General features: G+C 66.5%; 23 protein-coding genes and 3 tRNA genes. 15 read left to right on the top strand and 11 right to left on the bottom strand.

Features of this window, described 5'->3' with window-relative positions; all coding sequences use genetic code 11:
• Positions 1 to 14: 14 nt before the first annotated feature.
• The 3 genes from C474_RS01250 (at position 15) to C474_RS01240 (ending at position 2546) form a co-directional block, all read left to right on the top strand.
• Positions 15 to 1871, top strand: a complete 1857-nt coding sequence (locus tag C474_RS01250; RefSeq protein ID WP_008383165.1) for an FAD-binding protein — start codon at positions 15 to 17, stop codon at positions 1869 to 1871.
• Between the two features lie 80 nt (positions 1872 to 1951).
• Positions 1952 to 2048: transfer RNA gene (locus tag C474_RS01245), tRNA-OTHER, on the top strand.
• Positions 2049 to 2294: 246 nt separating this feature from the next.
• Entirely contained in the window at positions 2295 to 2546 is a 252-nt protein-coding gene (locus tag C474_RS01240; protein ID WP_008383163.1) for a sugar-specific transcriptional regulator trmb, read from the top strand.
• 10 nt (positions 2547 to 2556) lie between these two features.
• Here the strand turns inward: C474_RS01240 and C474_RS22470 are convergent, their stop codons facing one another.
• The gene (locus tag C474_RS22470) at positions 2557 to 2715 is read right to left on the bottom strand and encodes a DUF7563 family protein (RefSeq protein WP_169330558.1); all 159 of its coding nucleotides are present in this window, start codon (positions 2713 to 2715) and stop codon (positions 2557 to 2559) included.
• Between the two features lie 249 nt (positions 2716 to 2964).
• On the opposite strand from C474_RS22470, the gene C474_RS01235 reads away from it, so the two are divergent.
• The 4 genes from C474_RS01235 (at position 2965) to C474_RS01220 (ending at position 7197) form a co-directional block, all read left to right on the top strand.
• Positions 2965 to 4218 carry a helix-turn-helix transcriptional regulator gene (locus C474_RS01235; RefSeq protein ID WP_049916622.1) on the top strand — a complete coding sequence of 418 codons (1254 nt, stop codon included), beginning with the start codon at positions 2965 to 2967 and terminating at the stop codon, positions 4216 to 4218.
• Between the two features lie 146 nt (positions 4219 to 4364).
• Positions 4365 to 5978 (top strand): hypothetical protein, encoded by a 1614-nt coding sequence (locus tag C474_RS22275; protein ID WP_008383159.1) that lies wholly within the window; start codon positions 4365 to 4367, stop codon positions 5976 to 5978.
• Positions 5979 to 6084: 106 nt separating this feature from the next.
• Positions 6085 to 6507, top strand: a complete 423-nt coding sequence (locus C474_RS01225; RefSeq protein ID WP_008383157.1) for a hypothetical protein — start codon at positions 6085 to 6087, stop codon at positions 6505 to 6507.
• Between the two features lie 384 nt (positions 6508 to 6891).
• Positions 6892 to 7197: a helix-turn-helix domain-containing protein gene (locus C474_RS01220; RefSeq protein WP_008383155.1), complete on the top strand. Its 306-nt coding sequence runs from the start codon at positions 6892 to 6894 to the stop codon at positions 7195 to 7197.
• Positions 7198 to 7228: 31 nt separating this feature from the next.
• On the opposite strand, the gene C474_RS01215 is transcribed toward C474_RS01220, so the two are convergent.
• Positions 7229 to 7453, bottom strand: a complete 225-nt coding sequence (locus C474_RS01215; RefSeq protein ID WP_008383153.1) for a HalOD1 output domain-containing protein — start codon at positions 7451 to 7453, stop codon at positions 7229 to 7231.
• A gap of 328 nt (positions 7454 to 7781) precedes the next feature.
• Between C474_RS01215 and C474_RS01210 the strand changes: the two genes are divergently transcribed.
• On the top strand, positions 7782 to 8108 hold the full coding sequence (locus tag C474_RS01210; protein ID WP_008383151.1) for a hypothetical protein: 327 nt from the start codon (positions 7782 to 7784) through the stop codon (positions 8106 to 8108).
• Between the two features lie 36 nt (positions 8109 to 8144).
• Here C474_RS01210 and C474_RS01205 read toward each other — a convergent pair.
• Positions 8145 to 8218, bottom strand: a tRNA-Thr gene (locus C474_RS01205).
• A gap of 14 nt (positions 8219 to 8232) precedes the next feature.
• Positions 8233 to 8736, bottom strand: coding sequence for a GNAT family N-acetyltransferase (locus tag C474_RS01200; RefSeq protein ID WP_008383150.1), 504 nt, complete (start codon positions 8734 to 8736; stop codon positions 8233 to 8235).
• A 190-nt stretch (positions 8737 to 8926) separates the two neighbouring features.
• On the opposite strand from C474_RS01200, the gene C474_RS01195 reads away from it, so the two are divergent.
• Genes C474_RS01195 through C474_RS01180 form a run of 4 tightly spaced genes read left to right on the top strand, consistent with a single transcriptional unit; the run spans position 8927 to position 13179 of the window.
• Positions 8927 to 10033 (top strand): branched-chain amino acid ABC transporter permease, encoded by a 1107-nt coding sequence (locus C474_RS01195; protein ID WP_049916621.1) that lies wholly within the window; start codon positions 8927 to 8929, stop codon positions 10031 to 10033.
• Complete coding sequence (locus C474_RS01190) at positions 10030 to 11403, top strand: branched-chain amino acid ABC transporter permease (protein ID WP_008383147.1); 1374 nt, start codon at positions 10030 to 10032, stop codon at positions 11401 to 11403. Before C474_RS01195 ends, C474_RS01190 begins: the two co-directional genes overlap by 4 nt.
• Positions 11396 to 12271, top strand: coding sequence for an ABC transporter ATP-binding protein (locus tag C474_RS01185; protein ID WP_008383145.1), 876 nt, complete (start codon positions 11396 to 11398; stop codon positions 12269 to 12271). The genes C474_RS01190 and C474_RS01185 overlap by 8 nt, the downstream gene beginning before the upstream one ends.
• Positions 12268 to 13179, top strand: coding sequence for an ABC transporter ATP-binding protein (locus C474_RS01180; RefSeq protein WP_008383144.1), 912 nt, complete (start codon positions 12268 to 12270; stop codon positions 13177 to 13179). Before C474_RS01185 ends, C474_RS01180 begins: the two co-directional genes overlap by 4 nt.
• Before the next feature lie 114 nt (positions 13180 to 13293).
• Here the strand turns inward: C474_RS01180 and C474_RS01175 are convergent, their stop codons facing one another.
• A complete protein-coding gene (locus tag C474_RS01175; RefSeq protein ID WP_049916620.1) occupies positions 13294 to 14706 on the bottom strand; it encodes an ABC transporter substrate-binding protein in 1413 nt (470 codons plus the stop codon).
• A gap of 181 nt (positions 14707 to 14887) precedes the next feature.
• Between C474_RS01175 and udk the strand changes: the two genes are divergently transcribed.
• Positions 14888 to 15559 (top strand): uridine kinase, encoded by a 672-nt coding sequence (gene udk, locus C474_RS01170; RefSeq protein ID WP_008383140.1) that lies wholly within the window; start codon positions 14888 to 14890, stop codon positions 15557 to 15559.
• 4 nt (positions 15560 to 15563) lie between these two features.
• On the opposite strand, the gene C474_RS01165 is transcribed toward udk, so the two are convergent.
• From C474_RS01165 to C474_RS01155, 3 genes are all read right to left on the bottom strand, one after another.
• Entirely contained in the window at positions 15564 to 15887 is a 324-nt protein-coding gene (locus tag C474_RS01165; RefSeq protein ID WP_008383138.1) for a DUF5785 family protein, read from the bottom strand.
• Positions 15888 to 16213: 326 nt separating this feature from the next.
• Positions 16214 to 16296: transfer RNA gene (locus C474_RS01160), tRNA-Ser, on the bottom strand.
• A gap of 41 nt (positions 16297 to 16337) precedes the next feature.
• A complete protein-coding gene (locus C474_RS01155) occupies positions 16338 to 17099 on the bottom strand; it encodes a DUF2064 domain-containing protein (RefSeq protein ID WP_008383136.1) in 762 nt (253 codons plus the stop codon).
• A gap of 72 nt (positions 17100 to 17171) precedes the next feature.
• Between C474_RS01155 and C474_RS01150 the strand changes: the two genes are divergently transcribed.
• Complete coding sequence (locus tag C474_RS01150) at positions 17172 to 17450, top strand: hypothetical protein (RefSeq protein WP_008383135.1); 279 nt, start codon at positions 17172 to 17174, stop codon at positions 17448 to 17450.
• Positions 17451 to 17464: 14 nt separating this feature from the next.
• On the opposite strand, the gene C474_RS01145 is transcribed toward C474_RS01150, so the two are convergent.
• The 3 genes from C474_RS01145 to C474_RS01135 form a co-directional block, all read right to left on the bottom strand.
• A complete protein-coding gene (locus C474_RS01145) occupies positions 17465 to 18097 on the bottom strand; it encodes a uracil-DNA glycosylase (protein WP_008383132.1) in 633 nt (210 codons plus the stop codon).
• A 208-nt stretch (positions 18098 to 18305) separates the two neighbouring features.
• Positions 18306 to 18635, bottom strand: coding sequence for a hypothetical protein (locus C474_RS01140; protein WP_008383130.1), 330 nt, complete (start codon positions 18633 to 18635; stop codon positions 18306 to 18308).
• On the bottom strand, positions 18632 to 19678 hold the full coding sequence (locus C474_RS01135; RefSeq protein ID WP_008383129.1) for an Mrp/NBP35 family ATP-binding protein: 1047 nt from the start codon (positions 19676 to 19678) through the stop codon (positions 18632 to 18634). Before C474_RS01135 ends, C474_RS01140 begins: the two co-directional genes overlap by 4 nt.
• Positions 19679 to 19849: 171 nt before the next feature.
• Here C474_RS01135 and moaA point away from each other — a divergent pair, with 171 nt between their 5' ends.
• Positions 19850 to 20842, top strand: a complete 993-nt coding sequence (moaA, locus tag C474_RS01130; protein WP_008383126.1) for a GTP 3',8-cyclase MoaA — start codon at positions 19850 to 19852, stop codon at positions 20840 to 20842.
• Positions 20843 to 20856: the final 14 nt, after the last annotated feature.

Here is a 20856-nt window from a genome sequence, read left to right as displayed (position 1 = left end):
CAAACACTCACACTATGCACGAACACGACGTTATCGTTGTCGGCGCGGGCGGCGCGGGGCTCCGCGCGGCCATCGCGGCACAAGAAGAGGGGGCCGACGTGGCCATCGTCTCGAAGCTTCACCCCGTCCGCAGTCACACGGGCGCGGCGGAAGGGGGCATCAACGCCGCCCTCCGCGAGGGCGACTCCTGGGAGAAGCACGCCTACGACACGATGAAGGGGTCCGACTACCTCGGCGACGCCCCGGCCATCGAGACGCTCTGTAAGGACAGTCCCGAGGAGGTCATCCAACTCGAACACTGGGGGCTGGCGTTCTCCCGCGACGAGGACGGCCGGATGAGCCAGCGTCCGTTCGGCGGGATGTCGTTCCCGCGGACGACGTACGCAGGCGCGGAGACGGGCCATCAGCTCCTGCACACGATGTACGAGCAGTTGGTCAAGCGGGGCATCCAGGTGTACGACGAGTGGTACGTCACTCGCCTCGCCGTCTCCGACGAGGAGGACCCGACCGACCGGGAGTGTCACGGCGTCGTCGCCTACGACATCAAATCCGGCGGTCTCGACGCCTTCCGCGCGCGCGACGGCGTCATCCTCGCCACCGGCGGCCCCGGTCAGGTGTTCGACCACACCACGAACGCCGTCGCCAACACCGGCGACGGACCGGCGATGGCCTACCGGGCGGGCGTCCCGTTGGAGGACATGGAGTTCATCCAGTTCCACCCGACGACGCTCCCCTCGACGGGCGTCCTCATCACCGAGGGGGTGCGCGGCGAGGGCGGCATCCTCTACAACGAGAACGGCGAGCGCTTCATGTTCGAGTACGGCTACGCGAACAACGACGGCGAACTCGCCTCCCGCGACGTGGTCTCGCGCGCCGAACTCACCGAGGTGAACGCGGGACGCGGCATCGAGGACGAGTACGTCCACCTCGACATGCGCCACCTCGGCGAGGAGCGCATCATTGACCGACTGGAGAACATCGTCCACCTCGCGGAGGACTTCGAGGGCGTCGACCCCCTCGAACAGCCGATGCCGGTCAAGCCCGGCCAGCACTACGCGATGGGCGGCATCGAGACCGACGAGAACGGTGAGACGTGCATCAGCGGCCTGTACGCGGCCGGCGAGTGCGCCTGCGCGTCCGTCCACGGCTCGAACCGCCTCGGCGGCAACGCCCTCCCGGAACTCACCGTCTTCGGCAAGCGCGCCGGCCAGCACGCCGCCGGCGGCGACCTCGGGACGGCGAAGATAGAGACCGGCAAGCGCGGCGACTGGGAGACCGGCGAAGTCGACACGCCCGTCGAACCCGGCGACGTCTCCGCCCCCGGCGAGGACGTCGTCGCGGACGGTAGCGGCGGTACGACCACCTCCTCGGGCGGGTCGCTCTCCCCTGAGAAGTACGTCCAGCGAGCACTCGACACCGAACGCGAACGCGTCGAGTCCCTGCTGGAGAAAGATGAGGGGCGACAGCACGCCGAGATTCGCGCCGACGTGCAGAAGTCGATGACGCGGAACGTGAACGTGTTCCGCGAGGAGGCCGGACTGAAGCAGGCGCTCCGAGACATCCGCGACGCGCGCGAGAAGTATCAGGACGTGTACGTCGCCGACAAGTCGAGCACGTTCAACACCGACCTCATCCAGACCATCGAGACGCGGAACGTCCTCGACCTCGCGGAGGCCATCACGCTCGGCGCGTTGGCCCGCGACGAGTTCCGCGGCGCCCACTGGCGCAAGGAGAACCAGGAACGCCGCGACGAGGTGTGGCTCAAGCACACGATGCTGTCGTGGGAGGATGGCCGCCCCGACCTGTGGTACCGACCGGTCGTCCTCGAAGGCGAGAACAAGACGTACGAGCCGAAAGTCCGCAGTTACTGATTCGGTCCGTCGGCCGCGCGGTTCGTTTTCCCTCTTTCCACGCCGTCGCCTATTTACCGAGGCGCGGCGTACGTCGGCCCGGAAGGGTGGCTCAGTGGTAGAGCGATAAATTTCCGGCAGCGACCCTCGGGTCGCCCGGGTTTACGGCTTCGCGTGGTTCGAATCCCGCCCCTTCCACTCCCCGACCGAGAACCGACCGACCGTCCTCGAGTCCGTCCCGCCGGCCGGCGTCGGTCGTCCCCGGTTCTCGTCAGAAGTCGAAAATCGAGGCCGCCGAACGAGCCCGCTCGTCTATCAACGATCCGTACAGTTTCGCCGTGCGACCGCCTCGACGCCGCTCCCGCCCGAATAGGATTCTGAGGCATTCGACAATCGACGTGGAGGAGTTTTATTATCGTCGAACCCAACGAGTCGACAACAACAATGCAAGGCACTGTTCAACCGCGACCCGCCGCCGGAGCCGACTCCGACTCTGATTCCGTCACCGTCCCCGCGGAGCTCAAATCGCCGCGCGCGAAGCTCGTGTACCTCTTCCTGTCGGTCCGAGGAGAGTCGTCGGTGACCGAACTCCAGAGCGGATTGGAGATGAAGAAGATCTCCCTGTACAGCATCCTGGGAACGCTGTGCGACCGGGGCTTCGTCCACCAAGACGCCGAACGCTACCGAGTCGCCTGACCGCGGCGCATCACGTGTTCCGCGGTGAGCGCGCTTTTCTCACCTCTGCGCCGTCGCGGACCATATCCTCACAGCTCGGACAGACGCGCGGGTTGTCCATGCCGTCCGGGGCGAAAACCCGGGCGTACGCCGTCGTGACGAAGGAACCGCAGTTCTGACATTCGGGCATGACATCTAAGTGACGAGAGCTGTCTCTGATAAACGTTGTGACGGGATTCCGGCGGCGACTCCCGATTCCCCCGTCTGTCGTCGGACCGACGAGGGCCGAAACGCCAATCGAGCGCGCGAGACGGTTCGGAGCGGCGGTAAGCGGCGACGCGACGGAGCGAGAGAGAGGCCGGTCGAAGCTGTGCCGAATCGGATAGTTCCCGGTCTCACTCGGAAGTTGTTTGTCCGAGGGTGTCGTGGGTATCGCCGAATGAGTCGTCTCGTTCCCCGTACTATCTGCGTCCTCTGGTTGGTCCTGTTTGCCGTCGTCATCGGCGCGGCGGCGCCGGCCACCGGCCAGCAGACGCGCACCATCGCCGGGACGCAACTCGCCCCCGACGACGTCTCCCTCCGCATCGACATCCGCGAAGACGGCACCGCCGAGTGGGCGGTGGAGTACCGCGTCCTCCTCGACGACGAGAACTCGACGGCGGCGTTCGAGTCGGTCAAACGCGACGTGGAAGCCAACGGGTCGGAGTACTCCTCGGAGTTCCGCGGTCGGATGGAGTCGACGGCCGCGACGGCCGAGAACGCCACCGGACGCGAGATGGCCATCAAAAACGTGAGCGTCAGCGCCTCCAGACAGCAGCTCCCGCAGGAGTACGGCGTTCTCACCTACCGGTTCGTCTGGACGAACTTCGCCGTCGTCGAGGGCGACAGCATCCGCGCCGGCGACGCCCTCCGCGGGTTGTTCCTCGACGAGGAGACGTCGCTTCTGATGACGTGGCCGGAGGGGTACGTCGTCGAGGACGCCGCGCCCGCGCCCGACGACAAGCGGACGCGGACCGTCGTCTGGAACGGCCCGCTGGACTTCGGCTCCGGCGAACCCTCGCTGGTCGTCACCGCGCGGGGGTCCGCGGGGACTGACGCGGGAGTGACGACGAGCGGACCGGCGACGGCTGGCGGAGAGGGCGGCGGGTCGTCGTCCGACGGTGGGAACGGGCCGAACCTGTGGCTCGGCGGCGCGGGGTTATTGGTCGCCGCGGCCGTCGTCGGCGGCGGATGGGTGCTCTACCGCAAGCGTGAGAAGAGCGTTCCTCCCGGCGCCGACGCCACTGACGGGACCGGCACCGCGCCGCCGGACGACGGGTCGGGCGGCACGGGCGACGCCGAATCGACGGCGGTGGCCGCCGATCCCCACGACGCCTCCGAGACGGGACGTTCGGAGGGTGCGGCGTCGGACCCCGACACGGGCGCGTCGACGGCCGCGTCGGAAGCGGACGACGGGACGTCGCCGTGGGAGGACGAACTCCTGAGCAACGAGGAGCGCGTTCTCGCGCTGATGGAACACGAGGGCGGCCGCCTGAAGCAACAGGAGGTCGCCCAGACGCTCGATTGGACCGACGCGAAGACGAGTCAAGTCGTCCGCCGGATGCGCGAGGCGAACGAACTCGACGCGTTCCGCCTCGGCCGCGAGAACGTTCTCGTGCTCCCCGACGCGGACGCCGGCCGGGAGGACGAATAAATATGTTTCGACCGTTCACCCGACCCGACCGGCGACGGGACGCGGAATCGACCGACGGCGGCGACCGTAAAACGTCGTTGATTCGGCCCAATCCGGTGCGAGCGTCGGCGGATTATACGTGGATGGCTTCGAAAGGAGTAGATAGAATGAGACGTGTCGCCGTACTCGCCGTGCTACTGTTCGTCGTGGCCGCGACTCCCCTCGGGGTCGCGACCGCGGCGGCGACCGGACCCACCGACGGGGCGACGGGTCCCGGCGCGGTTGCCTCTCGGGACGCCCCCGGGACCTTCTCGCCGGACAACGCGACCGGGGAGTCGGCGGAGAACGAGAGCGACGGGAGCGCGAACGGAGACGCCGCGGCCGGTGCCTCTGACGGCCTCGCGCCGGGAGCGCAACTCGCAGGCGTCATCGCCGTTCAGCAGGCCGAGATAGACGGCGAACTCGAACAGCGCTCCTACGAGGTGCAGATCACGACGTCGAAGAGCGAGGAGTCGAAGGCGGACGTCGTCTCGCGGCAACTGAACCTGGTCGACGGACAGTTGGCCGACCTCCGCGAACGGTTGAACGAACTGGAGAAGGCGCGCCGCGAAGGGAACATCTCGGAGGGGCGATACCGGGCGACGGCGGCGCGTCTCTCCGCGGAGATACGTTCCGCTCGGAGGATGCTGAACGAGACCGAGGAGACTGCCACCGACCTCCCCGCGGAGACGCGGCGGTCGAACGACATCGGCGAGAAGCGACTGTCAAGGCTTCAGAACGACGTCGAGAACCTCTCGGAGTCGAGCGCCGCCGCGGCGCGCGACCTCTCGGGACCGGACGCCGGTAACGGCCTGGCCGGCGGGGACGCCGTCAACGAGACGAAGATAACCGGCGGCGACGTCTGCTCGGTCGCCGCGGACGGTAGAAACCGCAGCATAAACGGCTCCGCGACGGCCGGAAACGACTCATTAAACGGTTCGGCGGGCGCTCGGAACGCCGCCACCGGCAACGGAACCTGCGGGAACGCGACCGGAAACGCGACGGGGGCGCCGGGACTCGCAGGTCGGAATAACACGACGGTCGGGAACTCGACCGCCGGAAACGCGACTGTCGGAAACGCCACCGCTGGGAACGCCTCTCGGACGCCCGCCGCAGACGCTGATTCGCGCGACAACGCCGGGAACTCCCGTCAAGACGACGCCTCGGACCGGAGCGCCGACGCCGACGATACGGATAGTTCGGCACCGGGTAACTCCGAGAACGCCTCCGGTCGGGGCGACGCGGTCGGGGCGAACCGCTCTGTCACCGCGGACGCCAACGCCGGAACGACCACCGACGCGGAGACGGGGGCTCCGGATGCGACGGATCCGACAGCGCTGACCGACATCGGGACCCCGACCGATTCGGAGACTCCGACCGACTCGCAGTCGACGACCGGTTCGGTTCCCACCGCCGCGGGCGACGACTCGGTCTCACCCGAACGAACGGAGACGGAAACGGCGACATCGACGGACACGCCGACCGAAACGCCCGCCGAGACCGCATCGGCGTCGGAGGCCGGTGACGACGGGCGGAACGCCTCCGAGGGTTCGAACGGCATCGACGACCCCCCCGAGGAGTCCGTCGAGGCCGGACCGGACTCCGACTCCGAGTCCGAAACCCAAACCGAGACTCCATCGGACGCCCCCGCCGACTCGGAGAACGATGCGAGTAGCCCGGCCGAAACCACGGGCGGTTCAACCGGGACGCTGGCGCTGCTCTCCGAGTTGGACGTCATCTGAGCGGCCACGCGAGCGCGTCGAACGGTCCGTCACCGCTCTACCTATCTTCAGTTCTGATAGTCGGAAAGATAGAGCTATACTCTCCCCCGTCGTTCGCGAGAACGAGATGGAGTACGTGTACCCGGTGGGTGGACTGTTCCTCGGCGTCGGTCTCGTCGCCGCGAGCGTGTTCACCGCCTTCGTCTACACGCCGTACACGTCCTCTCGGATCGATTCGCTCGTCACCGCCTTCACCGGCGTCACTCTGCAGGTCGGCGACTTCGTCGCCGTCGCCTCCGCGACGGCCATCCTGTTCGATCTGCTGGCGACGCAGGTGGGGTTGACCTACCCGCTCGTCGTCCCGTTCCTGTTCGGCTACGTCGTCACGCACATCACCGTCTACTACTCGTGTCTCCGCATCACCGACGTGCAGAGCGAACCGCTGGACCCCGACGTCAACATCAGACAGAACCCGCTGAAACTCGTCGCGCTCTCTATTCCCGGCGCGCTCATCCTCCTCGCGCCGCGCGAGAACGACTCCTCGCGCTGACGTCGCCGCGTCGAACCGACGCACCGCGTTCGGTCAAACGATTCTTTGAGTATACGCTGTGGTTATATGAATCGACGCCGTAGGGGAAAACGCGCCGTCCGCGGCGCGAGACGGATACCGCGGACTCCCCTCAATCCGCGGTCCGTCGAGCACCCCACTGTCGTTCGGCCCTCCCGGGGCCGCCGTCATCCGGCGGTTCCGCCGCACATCCGCGCCGATGTCGGCGCACGGTCTGTTCCTCCCCCGATACCACCGAATCTGAACAACGTCCGCTCGTCGTCTCGCTATTAATTTCATACGTCCAAATCTACGAAAGATATTTCCCACTCGGAAGATAATTGGACTAGTGAGTGATTCAAAGTGGAACTTCGCCCGACTGATTTCATGATTCTCGACCGGCTACGCGAGGGCCGGAACGTTGGTGCGAACCTCGCGCTCGAACTCGACCGCAATCGAGGGTACGTCAACAACCAACTCTCGAAACTCGCGTCGCTCGAACTCGTCCGACGCGTCGGACCGAGCGAGAACGGCGGCCTGTACGAACTCACCGAGAGAGGGGGGCTCGCGGTCACCTACCGGGAGATGTACGACGACGACTCGGTGGACTTCGCGTCCCTGCTGGACGACGAGTTGACGACCACACAGAACACCGAGAGCGCCGGGAACACCGCGGAAGCGGCCGAAGAGTAGGCCCGGGTCACCCTATGACGTACGGCGGCTTCTACGAAACCTCGAACTCGCCGGTGTGCGTAACCGTCACATCGTACCCCGCGTAGCGGAAACTGATCTCGCCCTCGTAGAACGGCGTGTCCGACCCTCCGAACAGACCGTCGAGTGACTCCGTGTCGATGCAGTCTTCCAGCGGCGGAAGTTCGAACGGTTCGACACCTTCCAGTCGTGAGATTTCGGTCACGAGCCGAATACTGAGTGGGTCCTGGGGTGCCATCGCTCGTCCGAAAGTGGCGACGCCGAGGCAGAAGAACCTCCCGGTTGTGAATTTCGGTTCAGTTGTAATTCGTCACCGCCGCGCCTTACGGTCTCATTCCCCGTGAGAGCGTTCACGGTTCGGCTGAACCGGAGACCCGCCGGCGGCGCCGTCGAGCCGAAGGTATCGTAAACGCACGCCCGATTCCGAGCGACGGACTCCTCGGACGTGGAGCGCCGTCGAATCGCTCTGTTCGCGGCGGAGACGGAACGCCGTACCGAGTAATAGGAATGGTTGAATATACAGTCACAACCATTTTTCCATCTGGTGTGACTCAATCTATCACATAATGGGGATCGTAAGGCGGTTCTCTTTCGACGGTCTGCGGACGAGAATCGGGCGGGTTCTGGAAACGGGGTCCGGAGAGATCGGTCGAACCCCGCCGAGCGACGAGTACCTGAACTACCGCGCCGAACTCCGCGACGGCTGGTTTCGACTGGTTCACGAAGGCGGAGACGCCGCGACGGTGCTCGAGCGGACGCATCTGCCGGGCGCGAACCCTCACACGGTCGATATTACGCTCTCCGATTCAGGTCGCAGCCTCATCGCGGAGGTACGGGACGAGCGGGACGGAGTGATAGCCGAGATGCGACACGTGTGGGAGCATTCGAGGTAGTCGTCGCCTCTCGTCGCGAGAACGGTTTCGATCGAAAGCCAGGAGTGGGATTCGAACCCACGAAGTCTCGATTACAAGTCGAGTGCATGAACCGCCCATGCTCTCCTGGCGCGACTCCGAGTAGTCAGTCCTCCTTTGAGTGTGTATCGCTTTCGACCGCTTTCTCCAACTCGACTCGGTGGACGGCGTAGCCGTGTCGCTCGTAGAACCGCCGCGCGCGCTCGTTTTGCGCCATCGCTTCGAGGCTGATGCGCGCCGCACCGGCGTCGGCGAGCGTCGTCTCGGCGGTTTCGAGGAGTCGAGACCCGACGCCGCGGCCTCGGTGGGCCGGCGTCACGTACAGGTTGCGGATGATCCCCCGGACGTCGTCCTGCTCGAAGTCACCGCGTTCGAGGCCGAACATGACGAACCCGACGATTTCCTCGCCGTCGCGGGCGACGCGGAGGCCGCCGGTAACGGCGTGGCGGGCCATCGCCTCGCGTATCTGCTCGCGGTTCTCGTCGGCCCGCAGGTGCGAGCGGTGGGACCGCTGGTCGGCGGCGAGTTCGACCCAGAGGTCCGCGAGGACGTCGACGCTGTCCGTCTCGGCCCGGCCAATGCGCACCGCGCATTCGTCGGTGTGGTCCATCGACTGCGGTACGTTCCCCGAAGCGAAAGAAGTACTCCCCGCTCGGACCCGCGGCCGGCGGGAGCGAACGCCCGTGGACGGATTCGCGCACGATTGGTCGCCCGCCCGTGAATATCGCCTGCAGTGTTCGGTGAATGAAGAAAGACTTATCATCGTTTCACGTCCGCAAATACCGTGAGGATAGTTATCAATGGGTATTGCTGAGACCTACTCACGCGGTCGCCGGTTCGCAGTCGACCGACCGGGAGCGCTTCTCCTAGCCGTCGTCGGGGTTCTCCTCGTCGGAGACCTCCTCACCGGTCTCGCCTCCGGGCGGACTGCATTCAGTGACGTGGGGTCACTGGTCTGGGACGGCCTTATGCGTGGGCTGGTAATCGGGTTAGCGGGTATCGGACTCTCGATGACGTATAGCATCCTGAACTTCGCGAACTTCGCGCACGGTGATTACATCACCGCGGGGGCGTTCTCCGGGTGGGGGACGACCTACCTGCTGGCGGGACTCGGACGCGCCGACGTCGGGTCGCTGCTGCTCGTCGGCGCGGGCGGGTCGGTGTTCGGCGGAGCACTCGGCATCGGCATCACGGGGACGCCGGTAGCCGTCGTCGCCGGTCTCCTCGTCGCCGGCGTGTTCACCATCGTCCTCTCGCTGGCGGTCGACCGGTTCATCTTCCGACCGATCCGCGACGAGGACGGCATCACGCTCCTCATCACGAGCATCGGCGTGGCGTTCGCGCTCCGCTACATGATGCAGTTCGTCTTCGGGTCGGACGTGCGGGGGACGACGGCGCAGCCGCCGGCCGTCTCGCTGTACTTCGTCGACGGGGCGGTCCGCATCAACATGCACGACCTGACGCTCGTCGTCGTCGCCGGCGGCCTGATGCTCGGCGTGCATCTCCTGCTCCAGCGGACGAAACTGGGGAAGGCGATGCGCGCGATGGCGGACAACGAGGACCTCGCGCGCATCACGGGCATCCCGACCGAACGCGTCGTCCGGTCGGTGTGGATAATCGGCGGCGGCCTCACCGGCGTCGCCGGCTACATGTTCGTGCTCTGGAAGGGGACGCTCGGCTTCAACGACGGGTGGCTCCTCTTGCTGCTCATCTTCGCGGCCGTCATCCTCGGCGGTATCGGCTCCGTGTACGGCGCCATCGCGGGCGGCCTCGTCATCGGACTGACGGCGTCGCTGTCGGTGATCTGGATCCCCTCGGCGTTCGCCCGCGCGGCGGCGTTCTTCGTGATGATCATCATCCTGCTCGTGAAACCGTCCGGGCTGTTCAGCGGGAGGTCGACCGCATGAGCGTCCGCGAGGACCTCGGGAATCGGATGCCCGGCGGCGACGCCGGTCTCATCGTCGCCGTGCTGGTCGTGCTGTACGTCGCGTACGTCCTCGCCGGGGTCGGCCTCGGCTACTCGCTGCGCGGCCAACTCAACACCGTCGCGGTGTTGACGTTCTACATCGGCGCCTTCGCCATGCTGGCGCTGGCGCTGAACCTGCACTGGGGCTACACCGGCCTGTTCAACATCGGCATCGTCGGCTTCATGGCCATCGGCATCTACGTGATGGCGCTGGTGTCGAAGCCGCTCTATCAGTCCGGCGGCGCGGCGCAGGTGGGTGGTCTCGGCCTCCCTATCGTCGTCGGCATCGTCGCCGGCATGGTCGCCGCGGCGCTGCTCGGACTCGTCGTCGCTCTGCCGGCGCTCAGGTTGCGGGCCGACTACCTCGCCATCGTCACCATCGCGATGTCGGAGATAGTTCGCTTCAGCTTCCTCTCCGGGGAGTTCCAGCGGTTCACCCTGTTCGGCAGGCGCGTCGGCTTCGGCGGCGGATCGGGGCTCATCCTCGACTTCACCGACCCCCTGCAGGCGTTCTTCGAGACGTTCGGACTGTGGAACGCCTACCTCGGCTTCGTCGACGCGTTCGGCGCCATCGTCCCAACCAACCCCAAACCGGTCGTCGACGGACTGGTGTACGGGCTGGTCTTGCTCCTGTTCGTCGCGGCGTACTACTGGCTCTTGAAGCGCACCGGCGAGTCGCCGTTCGGTCGCGTCCTCAAGGCCATCCGCGAGGACGAGGACGTGGCGAACTCCCTCGGGAAGGACACCAACCAGTTCAAGATCAAATCGTTCATGCTCGGATGCGCGCTGATGGGGCTGGCGGGCATCCTCTGGTTCATGACGCAGGGGGCGGTGACGCCGAACACGTTCCGCCCGCGCATCACCTTCTTCGTCTGGATAGCGCTCATCATCGGCGGCGCGGGGTCGAACACGGGGAGCGTGCTCGGCGGCGCCGTCTTCGCGGCGGTGCTGTACCAAGGACCGCGGTACTTCAAGAACCTCGTCGACGCCGCGCTCCCGTCGTTCAACGCGCCGTCGAGTTTCGGTCCCGCCGTGGCGCCGTTGCTCTCGAATCTCAACCCGGCGCCGCTGTTCTACTACACGGTCGACAGCATCCGGCAGTTACAGCTCGTTTTGATGGGGCTGGTGCTCATCTGGCTGATGCACAACCGCCCCGAGGGGATGCTCGGCCACCGCAAGGAGACGGCCGCGGGCATCCCGCTCACGTCGCCGCGCACGCGGACCGCCGCGACGGACGGCAGCACCGGGGGCGACGAGGGCGGACGGCCGACGGACGCTGAGGGCGGCGAAGGAGGTGAACGCGATGAGTAAAACAGGGAACGACGCCGACGCGACCGAGACCGACCCGAACGCGGCCGAGAACCCCGCCGATGCGCCCATCTTGGGCGGGGGCGGGCCGACCGTGACCGCCGAACGCCCGCTCGAAGTCGAGGGGCTCCGGAAGTCCTTCGGCGGCATCACCGCCGTCGACGGGGCGTCGTTCCACGTCGAGGGCGGCACGCTGACGGGGCTCATCGGCCCGAACGGCGCGGGCAAGTCGACGACGTTCAACCTCATCACGGGCATGCTCTCGCCCGACGAGGGGACGGTGGCGTTCAACGACGAGGACATCACCGGGATGGAGCCGCACGCCATCGCGAACAAGGGGCTCGTCCGGACGTTCCAGATAGCGCGCGAACTCGAGGACATGACCGTCCTGGAGAACATGATGCTCGCGCCGAAGGGACAGCGAGGCGAGAAGCTCTGGCGGTCGGTGACGCCCGGCGTCCGCGACGACGTCATCGCCCAAGAGGAAGAACTCCTCGAACGGGTCTGGGACGTCCTGGAGTTCTTCGACATCGACCACATCGCCGACGAGTACGCGGGCAACCTCTCCGGCGGGCAGCGGAAACTGCTGGAGATGGCTCGGGCGCTCCTGACGGATCCCGACATGCTGCTCTTGGACGAACCGTTCGCGGGCGTCAACCCCTCTTTGGAGAAGCGCCTGCTCAAACACATCCACGGCCTCAAGGAGCAGGGTTACACCTTCCTCCTGGTCGAACACGACATGGACCTCATCATGGAGAACTGCGAACACGTCATCGTCCTGCACCAGGGCCGCATCCTCACCGAGGGAACGCCGGCCGACATCAAATCGAACGAGGAGGTCATCGAGGCATATCTCGGGGGGAACGTATGAGTTCCGACGCCGCGGACGCCCCGGGCGCGGACACCGCCGATGCCGACGCGGCCGCCGACTCGTCGGCCGAGGCCGGCGCCGCCACCGCCGAGTCGACGCCCGAGGGCGAGGGTGCCGAACTGCTGCGCGTCCGGAACCTCGATGCGGGCTACGGCGACTTACAGATACTCACCGACGTGGACATGGACGTCCACGACGGCGAGTACGTCACCATCGTCGGCCCGAACGGCGCGGGGAAATCGACGCTGATGAAGTCCGTCTTCGGTCTCACCAACCTCATGGGCGGCACGGTGACGTTCGAGGGCCAGGACGTCACCGGTCTGCAACCGGAGGACATCATCCACGAGGGCATCGGCTACGTGCCGCAGAACGACAACGTGTTCGCCTCGCTCACGGTCCGCGAGAACCTGGAGATGGGCGCGTACATCCTCGACGAGGTGCCGCAGGACGCCCTGGAGATGGTGTTCGAGCGCTTCCCCATCCTCGAAGAGCGAGACGACCAGAAGGCCGGCACGATGTCCGGCGGGCAACAGCAGATGCTCGCGATGGGCCGCGCGCTCATGTTGGACCCGTCGCTACTCTTGTTGGACGAACCGTCCGCCGGCCTCGCGCCCGACCTGGTCGAGGAGATGTTCGACAAGATAGACGAGATAAACGACGCAGGCACCGCGGTGCTGATGGTCGAACAGAACGCCAAGGAGGCGCTCAGACGCTGCGACCGCGGCTACGTCCTCGCCAACGGCGAGAACCGNGGCACCGCGGTGCTGATGGTCGAACAGAACGCCAAGGAGGCGCTCAGACGCTGCGACCGCGGCTACGTCCTCGCCAACGGCGAGAACCGCTACGTCGACTCCGGGCGGGCGCTCTTAGAGGACGAGCAGGTCCGCCGGGACTTCCTCGGCGGGTAGCCCGGCGCGGATTCGGACTCAGACTCGGGACTCTTTCTGACGGAGACGCTGTGCCGACGCGACGCCGTCGCTCGGGACGCGGCATCGAAAGAAAGCGGATTCGGGGTCGTCGACTCAGTTGCTCGAACCGGACAGCGCCGACTCGATGACCGAGGAGTACGAGGACTCGCCGATGTTGAACGCCACCTGCGTGAGCACCTCCCCGTCGAAACTGTTCTCGAAGACGCTGGTGAAGCGCTCCGAAAGTTGCTGGCCGTAGTCGTTGTTGACGTACAGCGTCGACACCGTGGAGGCGTTCAGCCGTTCGGACATCACCTGCGCCATCACGCGGCCCTGCAGGCGGTCCGACGGCGCCGTCCGGAAGATGAAGTCGTTGTCCTCCAGGTTCGACACCGACAGCGCCGTCGACGACGGCGAGCAACCGATCATCTCGTTGGGGATGAACACCTGCTGAGAGACCGGGACGTTGACGCCCGAAGAGGCCGTCCCGCAGACGAAGGGGACGCCCGCGCTGGCGAGCGACTGCGCCGCCGAGACGCCGGCGCTCGGCGAGGTCTGGGTGTCCTCTATCTGCTGGTTGACCGAGAGGCCCGCCGGGTTCGCGTCGTTGACCAGCATGCCCGGAATCTGGGCGGCCTGAATCATCGGCTGACCGGTCGAAGCGAGGTCGCCGGTCTCCGGCAGGAGGATTCCGAGCGATATCTCGCGGTCGCTGCCGCCGGGTCCGCTGTCCGCGGCGGGACCGGCGCCGTTCGGGTTCTGCCCCTCGAACGACTGCGTCTCGAGGGTCGAGGTCGACTGCGAGTCGACGCCGTCGAACTCCCAGATGGCGTACGCCGCGGAAGCGGGGTCGCCGTTCTGGTCGAAGTTGGTCGAGGAGGAGGCCCCCTGGTAGTTGACGTCCTCGCCGTTGGCGGCGGCCTCGACGCCCTCGACGAAGTTGTCGGGACCGACCTCCATCCCCTCCGGGTTGGCGATGCGCCGCATCTGCTCTTTGATTGCGGGGCCGCCGTTCTCGCCCGCCGCGGCGTTCGCCAAGATGCCGATGGCCGCCGAGTCGAACGACTGGGAGGTGAACACGCCGGGTGCGGAGCCGTACTCCTCCTCGAAGAGCGAGACGAACGCATCCTGGTTCGGCCCGCCGGCCGCCGGCGCCGTCCCCGTCACATTGTTCATGTCGTTGCCGACCTGCGCCGGGAGCGCGCCGTCGCGCAGACCGTCGGGGATGAGGATGGCCTCGGACCCCTCGGACTGGCTGTAGTAGTCGCGGAACAGCTGAATCCCGCTCTCGGGGTAGCCGATGACGACCAGTCCGTCGGGACTGCCGCCGCCGCTGCCGCCGCCGTTGCCGGAGTCGGTTCCGGTACCTCCGTCGGTCCCCGACCCGGCGTCGGTTTCGGTCTCACCCTGCGTCTCGGTTTCCCCGTCGTCCGGGCTCCCGATGCATCCCGACAGCCCCACCACGCCGACTGCCCCGGCCGCACCCGCTCTTTTCAGAAAGTCACGCCGTACGATATCACGTGCCATATGACACGCAAAGGCAGTTACGCTTTATAAATCTACCTTTCGACCCGTCAGTAGACCTCGATTTCGCGCGTTTGACCCCCGTGAGACGCTAGTGATAGTTACTGACACGCGGTTTCGGCGGCGGGAACGACCACCGGGGCGAACCGCCACGCTCAAACCGAATCGGGCGCGTTCTCCATCGATGACTATCCCGTCGTTCGTCGTCGGCATCGCTGGCGGGACCGGCGCGGGCAAGACCACCGTCGCGCGACTCATTACGGAGAACGTCGGCGAGTCCGTCACGCGCATCCCTATCGACAACTACTACGAGGATCTGAGCCACCTCGACCTCTCCGAACGCGAGGCGGTCAACTACGACCACCCCTCGGCGTTCGAGTGGGAGCTCCTGCGGGAACAGCTTTCGACGCTGTTGGAGGGGCGACCCATCGAGATGCCGGTGTACGACTTCGAGATACACAACCGAAAAAACGAACCGACGACGGTCGAACCGACCGACGTCATCATCGTCGAGGGTATCCTCGCGCTGTACGACGAGAAGGTAAACGAGATGCTCGACCTGCGCCTCTACGTCGAGACGGACGCCGACGTGCGCATCCTCCGGCGCATCCAGCGCGACGTTATCGACCGCGGGCGCGACCTGGAGGGCGTCATCGACCAGTATCTCTCGACGGTGAAGCCGATGCACGACCAGTTCATCGAACCGACGAAAAAGCACGCCGACCTCATCATCCCCGAAGGCGCCAACAGCGTCGCGGTGAACCTCTTAGAGGAGAAGGTGATGGCGGAGGTTCACGGCGACGCGGTGCGCGACTGGGAGCGTCCGTCGCCGGAGACGCGGCGGGACCGACGGTGACCGTTCAGGTGCTCTTCTTGCCGCTGACGAACTGGTCGACGCCCTCGTAGAACCAGTAGCCCGACTCGCGCATCGCCCGTCCGACCGCCTTGTGGAACGGAACGAACGCGTCGAACTCCTCTTGCTCGACGTTCTCGAAGATGTCGCGCAGAGGGACGACCGTCTGGTAGTCGATTCGGATCGGTTCGTCGCCGTGCGCTTCGACGAACTCGTCGCGCGAGAGAGGGAAGTCCTCGTCTTCGTTTATTTTCTTCGCGATGATCGCCTGCCCGTACTTCCGCATCCCCTCACTCCCTTCTTCGCCGTCGGGGTCGTGTGGCCAGTCCATGATTCGGTGTTGGGAGGGCGACCCATAGCCGTTACGCATCTCGGGGACGCCGACGGCAGGGCTTTGTCGCCGGCGGCCGAAGTCGGCCCGTGACGCCACCGCCGTCCGCGCGCGACGACGCGTCCGGACCGGCGCCGATCCGTCGTCAACACCGAGACGCCGTGCTCGCGGTGTTCACAGTGTTAACGTCAGAACGCAGTGGGACTGGGTTCGAACTCATTCGTTTCGTTCGCTTCACTCCCTGATTCGAATCCGCGGCGTATCCGATTCGATGCTCACGGGGAGTGCGAACGTTACGTGGTACTCACGGCGTGTACGTCAGAACGCGGTGGGACTGGGATTCGAACCCAGGAGGCCGAAGGCCACCGGTTTTCAAGACCGGCGCAATAGTCCACTCTGCCATCCCACCAGCGACCCGTGATTCTCGGGGGTCGTTCTAAGGCTTGTCGGTCAATCCTCGCGGACCAGCGTCGGTTCGCCCCCGCCCTCGACGACGTGGAGGCCCTCCTCGACGACGAACTCGGCCGTGTGGCCGGGCACGATTTTGCTCGCCTGCCAACGCGCCCGAATCGTCGGAACGAGCGTCAGCAGGTCGGCGCCGGTCCGGACGGTCGGTTGGAACTCCGCGAACGCCACGTCGTGTCCGGTGTCCGTCGCCCGGTCGGTGAGCGTCTGCAGTTCCGGCGTCTCGAAGGCGTCCGCGAAGTCGACGGATTCGCAGAAGCCGGCGACGTAGCACCGCCCCCCGGTTGACGGGCCGAGGACGACGTCGGTCGTTCGGAGTTTCATCGACATCGAGTCCATCTTCGCGCGGGTGAAGAACGGGGCGTCGCCGCGGAGGAGGGTCGCGGAGGCGACGTCCTCGTCGCGGAGGAGGTGTTGTAACGTGTTTCCCGCGCGCGCTCCGAACGACGACCCGACCTGCACCTCGAAACGGGCTTCGTCGGGGTCCTCCAAGGCGTCGACGGCCAGGGCGCGCAGTTCCGCCTCGGCCGTTCCCTCTTCTTTCCTAGAGGCCTCGGGGAGGTGCTCCTCGGCGGGGTAGTTCACGAGCAGGTCGCCGCCGGACCGCGAGACGGCGACCATGGTGTCTTTCAGCATCGCGGCGTGCAGGTCGGCGGCCTCCGCCTCCGACAGCGGACTCGTCGCGGCGAGTTCCGAGAGGGCGAGTCCGGGGCGCGGTGGGTCGACCAGGAGAACGACGACGGTCATGTCCCCACCTCCGGGAGGGCGACCCTTCAACTCGCCGTTTCGGTTCAAGTGCCCCCCGACCGAAGGGAGGGTATGCCCTCGGACGCTCAGAGAGGTGACTCTCGAACGCCGGACGGACGAACCAACGGACCGACCGATGGACCGGCCGCCTCGGGACTCACGCGCGCGTTCTCGTATCTCGGAGCCGCCCTCGTGGTCCTCCTCGGCGTCGTCGCCGGCCTGTACTGGTTGTTCGCCGCGGAGGCGTGGGCGCTCCTCGTCGGCGCGTCACTCCTCGTCGCCGTCGTCGGGGCGATTCTGTCCGGCGCGCGGCGGGCGAAGAAGACGGCGACGCCGTACTGGCGGACCTGAATGCCCCGAGCGAGTCAGCGACCGCGGCGGCCCTTCGTCTGCCGGTAGTCGCGCGAGAACACCGATTCGAGGACGTGGTCGACGAACTCGTCGGTGTCCTCGTCGGTCTGTTCGTCGAGCGACAGCATCGGAACGAGTTCGAAGCCGCGGCCGCGAATCGTCGTCGCGTGTTCGGCTTCGACGTCGAAACTGTCCGGCGCGCGCGTCGTGTAGTCGATGGCCAACTCCTCCAGCGTCCGCTGGCCGATGGGAACGAGTATCTCGGGGTTTATCATGCGCACCTCGGCGTTGAGGTATGGTTCGCAGGTGAGCACCTCCTCGTCGGTCGGTCGCCGGTCGGGATGGCGACAGCGCGTGAGGTAGGTGAGAAAGGCGTTCTGGAGGTCCGGTCGGTCGCTGTCCGCCGGCGACCGCGAGAAGCCGAGGTCGCCGAGGATGCGCTGGAGGCGTTCGTCCGACTCGCCGGTGAACGGAATCCCGTTCCGGTCGGCGCCCTCGCTTGGGCGTTCCCCGATGAACAGGAACTCCGCGCCCACGTCCCCGTACCCGTGCGCGACGTTCTCGCGGACGTCGCAGAGGCCCGGGCAGTTCGTGCAGTCGGGGTCCATGTTGAACGGGTTCTCGAACGTGTCTTGTTCGGCGTCCACGTTCGCCCCTCGGCCGCGACGGTGAAAAGTGGTCGCTCTCGGCTCGTCGGTTCCCTCCCCGGGATGCGGTCAGTGGGCGCAGACCGGTCGGCCGGACCGCGTGAGCGCGCGGTGAAAGTGAACGTTCGGGGACGCGGCGGCACACGGTTGCTCGGGGCCGGACCGGGGAAGAACGATGGTATCGCTGGGAGCGGAAGTGAAAACCCGGTTACTCGGTTCGGAGGCCGCCTCGCTCCTTGATGTCCATGATGTGCCGCACGTTCAGGTATATCTCCTCGGGGGAGGTGTCCTCGGCGGGGTCGTACAGGTCGCTCACCCGGTAGAGGACGGCCGAGAGCTGTCGGCTCTCCGAACTCTCCCCGTACACGTCCTCGGCCACCTCGCGGAGCAGTTCCCGGCGGTCGGCGTCCGACTCGAATCGGTCGCCGGCGCCGCCGTCCGCGCCCTCGCCCGCGTCGGACTCCGAGCGGAGTCCCTCGGGCATGGCGTCCCGCCCCGACCCGCCGTTTCGCTCCGGCGACTCGCCCTCCTCGGTCATCGCCCCGAGGCCTCTCGCCGCCGGACGACGCCCGCCATGTCCGCGACGTTCTCGGTCAGTCGGCGGAAGGCCTCGGCCGTCTCGCTGTCCTCCTCTAAGACGACGGGTCGGCCGCCGTCGCCGCCCGTCCGCACGGCGGGGTCAAGCGGAATCCCGCCGAGGAAGGGAAGCCCGTTCTCGGCGGCGAACGCCTCGCCGCCACCCGTCCCGAAGATGTCGTGGGAGGACCCGCAGTCGGGACACCGGAACGACGACATGTTCTCGACGATGCCGAGCACGTTCGTGTCGTGCTTGCCGAACATCTGCAGGCCCTTCCGGGCGTCGTCGATGGCCACGTCCTGCGGCGTCGTCACGATGACCGCGCCCGTGAGTGGGAGCGTCTGGAGGACCGTGAGTTGGGTGTCTCCCGTGCCCGGCGGCAGGTCCAGAATCATGTAGTCGAGTTCGCCCCACTCGACGTCCTCGACCAGTTGGGTCAGGAGTTGGTGGACCATCGGGCCGCGCCAGATAACGGGGTCCTCCTCGCCGACGAGAAACGCCATCGACATCAGTTTCAGTCCGTACTTCTCGGGCGGGATTATCTGCTGTTCGCCCGTCGCCTGCGGCGCCTCGTCGGCGGCGACCATGCGGGGGACGTTCGGTCCGTACACGTCGGCGTCGAACAGGCCGACGCGCGCGCCGAGTTTCGAGAGGCCCGCCGCGAGGTTCACCGCGACGGTCGACTTGCCGACGCCCCCCTTCCCGGAGGCGACGGCGATGACGTTCTTCACGCCGGGGAGGACGTCCTCGTCGGCCGAGAGACCGCCCGGAATCGACGCGGAGAGGTCCACCTCGTAGTCGGTGTCCGCGAACACCTCTCTGACGCGCGCGCCGATGTCCGTCTCGTGCGGCGAGTACGGTGCGCCGAGGGCGATGGAGATTCGGACGACGCCCGCGTCCTCGTCGACCTCGACGGCGTTGACGAGGCCCAGCGAGACGATGTCGTCGCCGAGGTCCGGATCCTCGACCGCCCGGAGCCGGTCGCGTACCGCTTCGTCGTTCATGCCGCGAGAATGGGTCCGTGCGCCGAATAAGGGTTTTGAAGGGGGGCCGCCGCGGGCGCCGACCGCCGTAACTCGACGACGACACGTCCGCCCGTTCGCGTAACCGTTCGTCGTTACTATTCGGGTCGGACGGGCCGCGAATTTATCACCGTTCGCCCCCTGTTTCGAGACATGCTCGAGGACGATTTCGGACGCGAGGTCACCGGCGTCCGCGTCTCTCTCACCGACCGGTGTAACTTCGACTGCGTCTACTGTCACAACGAGGGGTTGGGCGACACGCGCGGCCCGATGGACCCCGACGACGACGAGATGTCGGCCGACGACGTGGTCCGCTTTCTCGAAGTGGTCGAGGAGTTCGGCGTCGAGAAGGTGAAATTCACCGGCGGGGAACCGATGCTCCGGCAGGACTTAGAGGAGATTCTCGAACGCGCCCCCGACTCGATGGAGACGTCGCTGACGACGAACGGGACGTTCCTCCCGGGGCGCGCCGAGGACCTGAAGGAGGCGGGTCTCTCGCGGGTGAACGTCTCGCAGGACGCGTTGGACCCCCAGGAGTTCGCCGAGATAACCCAGTCCGGCGCCTACGACAAGGTGATGGAGGGGGTGCAGGCCGCCGTCGACGCCGGCCTCTCGCCGGTAAAGCTCAACATGGTCGTCTTCGAGCACACCGCCGGTTACGTCGACGAGATGGTCGACCACGTCGCTGAGAACCCCGGCCTCCAACTCCAACTCATCGAGTACATGCCGGAGTTGACCGGCCACCCCGAGTGGAACATCGACATCCAACGCGTCCACGACTGGCTTGCGGAGATATCCCATCGCGTCGAGCACCGCGAGATGCACGACCGGAAGCGCTACTGGGTCGGAGGGACCGACCCCGACGCGGACGGCGGCGACGGCGGCGGGATGGTCGAGATAGTCGACCCCGTCGAGAACGAGGAGTTCTGCGCGAACTGCCACCGGGTCCGCGTCACCCACGAGGGCTACCTCAAGGGCTGTCTCAACCGCAACGACGACCTGCGGACGATGGGCGAGATGACCCGCGAGGAGATTCGCGAGACCTACCGTGAGACGGTCGAGAACCGGGTGCCCTACTACGGCGAGTACCTCGTGCAGGACGACGACGACCAGTGGGTCGTCAACGAGAAGTACATCGGCGCCTGAGTCGTCAGGTCCCC

The organism is Halogeometricum pallidum JCM 14848 (assembly GCF_000337095.1).
GTDB lineage: Archaea > Halobacteriota > Halobacteria > Halobacteriales > Haloferacaceae > Halogeometricum > Halogeometricum pallidum.
This window is presented reverse-complemented; position numbering and strand designations above follow the sequence as displayed.

What these genes read in the sequence shown, in the direction of transcription:
- C474_RS01250 (WP_008383165.1), top strand. Translation starts at nt 15, where the DNA reads ATGCACGAACACGACGTTATCGTTGTCGGCGCGGGCGGCGCGGGGCTC.
- C474_RS01240 (WP_008383163.1), top strand. Translation starts at nt 2,295, where the DNA reads ATGCAAGGCACTGTTCAACCGCGACCCGCCGCCGGAGCCGACTCCGAC.
- C474_RS22470 (WP_169330558.1), bottom strand. Translation starts at nt 2,715, where the DNA reads ATGCCCGAATGTCAGAACTGCGGTTCCTTCGTCACGACGGCGTACGCC.
- C474_RS01235 (WP_049916622.1), top strand. Translation starts at nt 2,965, where the DNA reads ATGAGTCGTCTCGTTCCCCGTACTATCTGCGTCCTCTGGTTGGTCCTG.
- C474_RS22275 (WP_008383159.1), top strand. Translation starts at nt 4,365, where the DNA reads ATGAGACGTGTCGCCGTACTCGCCGTGCTACTGTTCGTCGTGGCCGCG.
- C474_RS01225 (WP_008383157.1), top strand. Translation starts at nt 6,085, where the DNA reads ATGGAGTACGTGTACCCGGTGGGTGGACTGTTCCTCGGCGTCGGTCTC.
- C474_RS01220 (WP_008383155.1), top strand. Translation starts at nt 6,892, where the DNA reads ATGATTCTCGACCGGCTACGCGAGGGCCGGAACGTTGGTGCGAACCTC.
- C474_RS01215 (WP_008383153.1), bottom strand. Translation starts at nt 7,453, where the DNA reads ATGGCACCCCAGGACCCACTCAGTATTCGGCTCGTGACCGAAATCTCA.
- C474_RS01210 (WP_008383151.1), top strand. Translation starts at nt 7,782, where the DNA reads ATGGGGATCGTAAGGCGGTTCTCTTTCGACGGTCTGCGGACGAGAATC.
- C474_RS01200 (WP_008383150.1), bottom strand. Translation starts at nt 8,736, where the DNA reads ATGGACCACACCGACGAATGCGCGGTGCGCATTGGCCGGGCCGAGACG.
- C474_RS01195 (WP_049916621.1), top strand. Translation starts at nt 8,927, where the DNA reads ATGGGTATTGCTGAGACCTACTCACGCGGTCGCCGGTTCGCAGTCGAC.
- C474_RS01190 (WP_008383147.1), top strand. Translation starts at nt 10,030, where the DNA reads ATGAGCGTCCGCGAGGACCTCGGGAATCGGATGCCCGGCGGCGACGCC.
- C474_RS01185 (WP_008383145.1), top strand. Translation starts at nt 11,396, where the DNA reads ATGAGTAAAACAGGGAACGACGCCGACGCGACCGAGACCGACCCGAAC.
- C474_RS01175 (WP_049916620.1), bottom strand. Translation starts at nt 14,706, where the DNA reads ATGGCACGTGATATCGTACGGCGTGACTTTCTGAAAAGAGCGGGTGCG.
- udk (WP_008383140.1), top strand. Translation starts at nt 14,888, where the DNA reads ATGACTATCCCGTCGTTCGTCGTCGGCATCGCTGGCGGGACCGGCGCG.
- C474_RS01165 (WP_008383138.1), bottom strand. Translation starts at nt 15,887, where the DNA reads ATGGACTGGCCACACGACCCCGACGGCGAAGAAGGGAGTGAGGGGATG.
- C474_RS01155 (WP_008383136.1), bottom strand. Translation starts at nt 17,099, where the DNA reads ATGACCGTCGTCGTTCTCCTGGTCGACCCACCGCGCCCCGGACTCGCC.
- C474_RS01150 (WP_008383135.1), top strand. Translation starts at nt 17,172, where the DNA reads ATGCCCTCGGACGCTCAGAGAGGTGACTCTCGAACGCCGGACGGACGA.
- C474_RS01140 (WP_008383130.1), bottom strand. Translation starts at nt 18,635, where the DNA reads ATGACCGAGGAGGGCGAGTCGCCGGAGCGAAACGGCGGGTCGGGGCGG.
- C474_RS01135 (WP_008383129.1), bottom strand. Translation starts at nt 19,678, where the DNA reads ATGAACGACGAAGCGGTACGCGACCGGCTCCGGGCGGTCGAGGATCCG.
- moaA (WP_008383126.1), top strand. Translation starts at nt 19,850, where the DNA reads ATGCTCGAGGACGATTTCGGACGCGAGGTCACCGGCGTCCGCGTCTCT.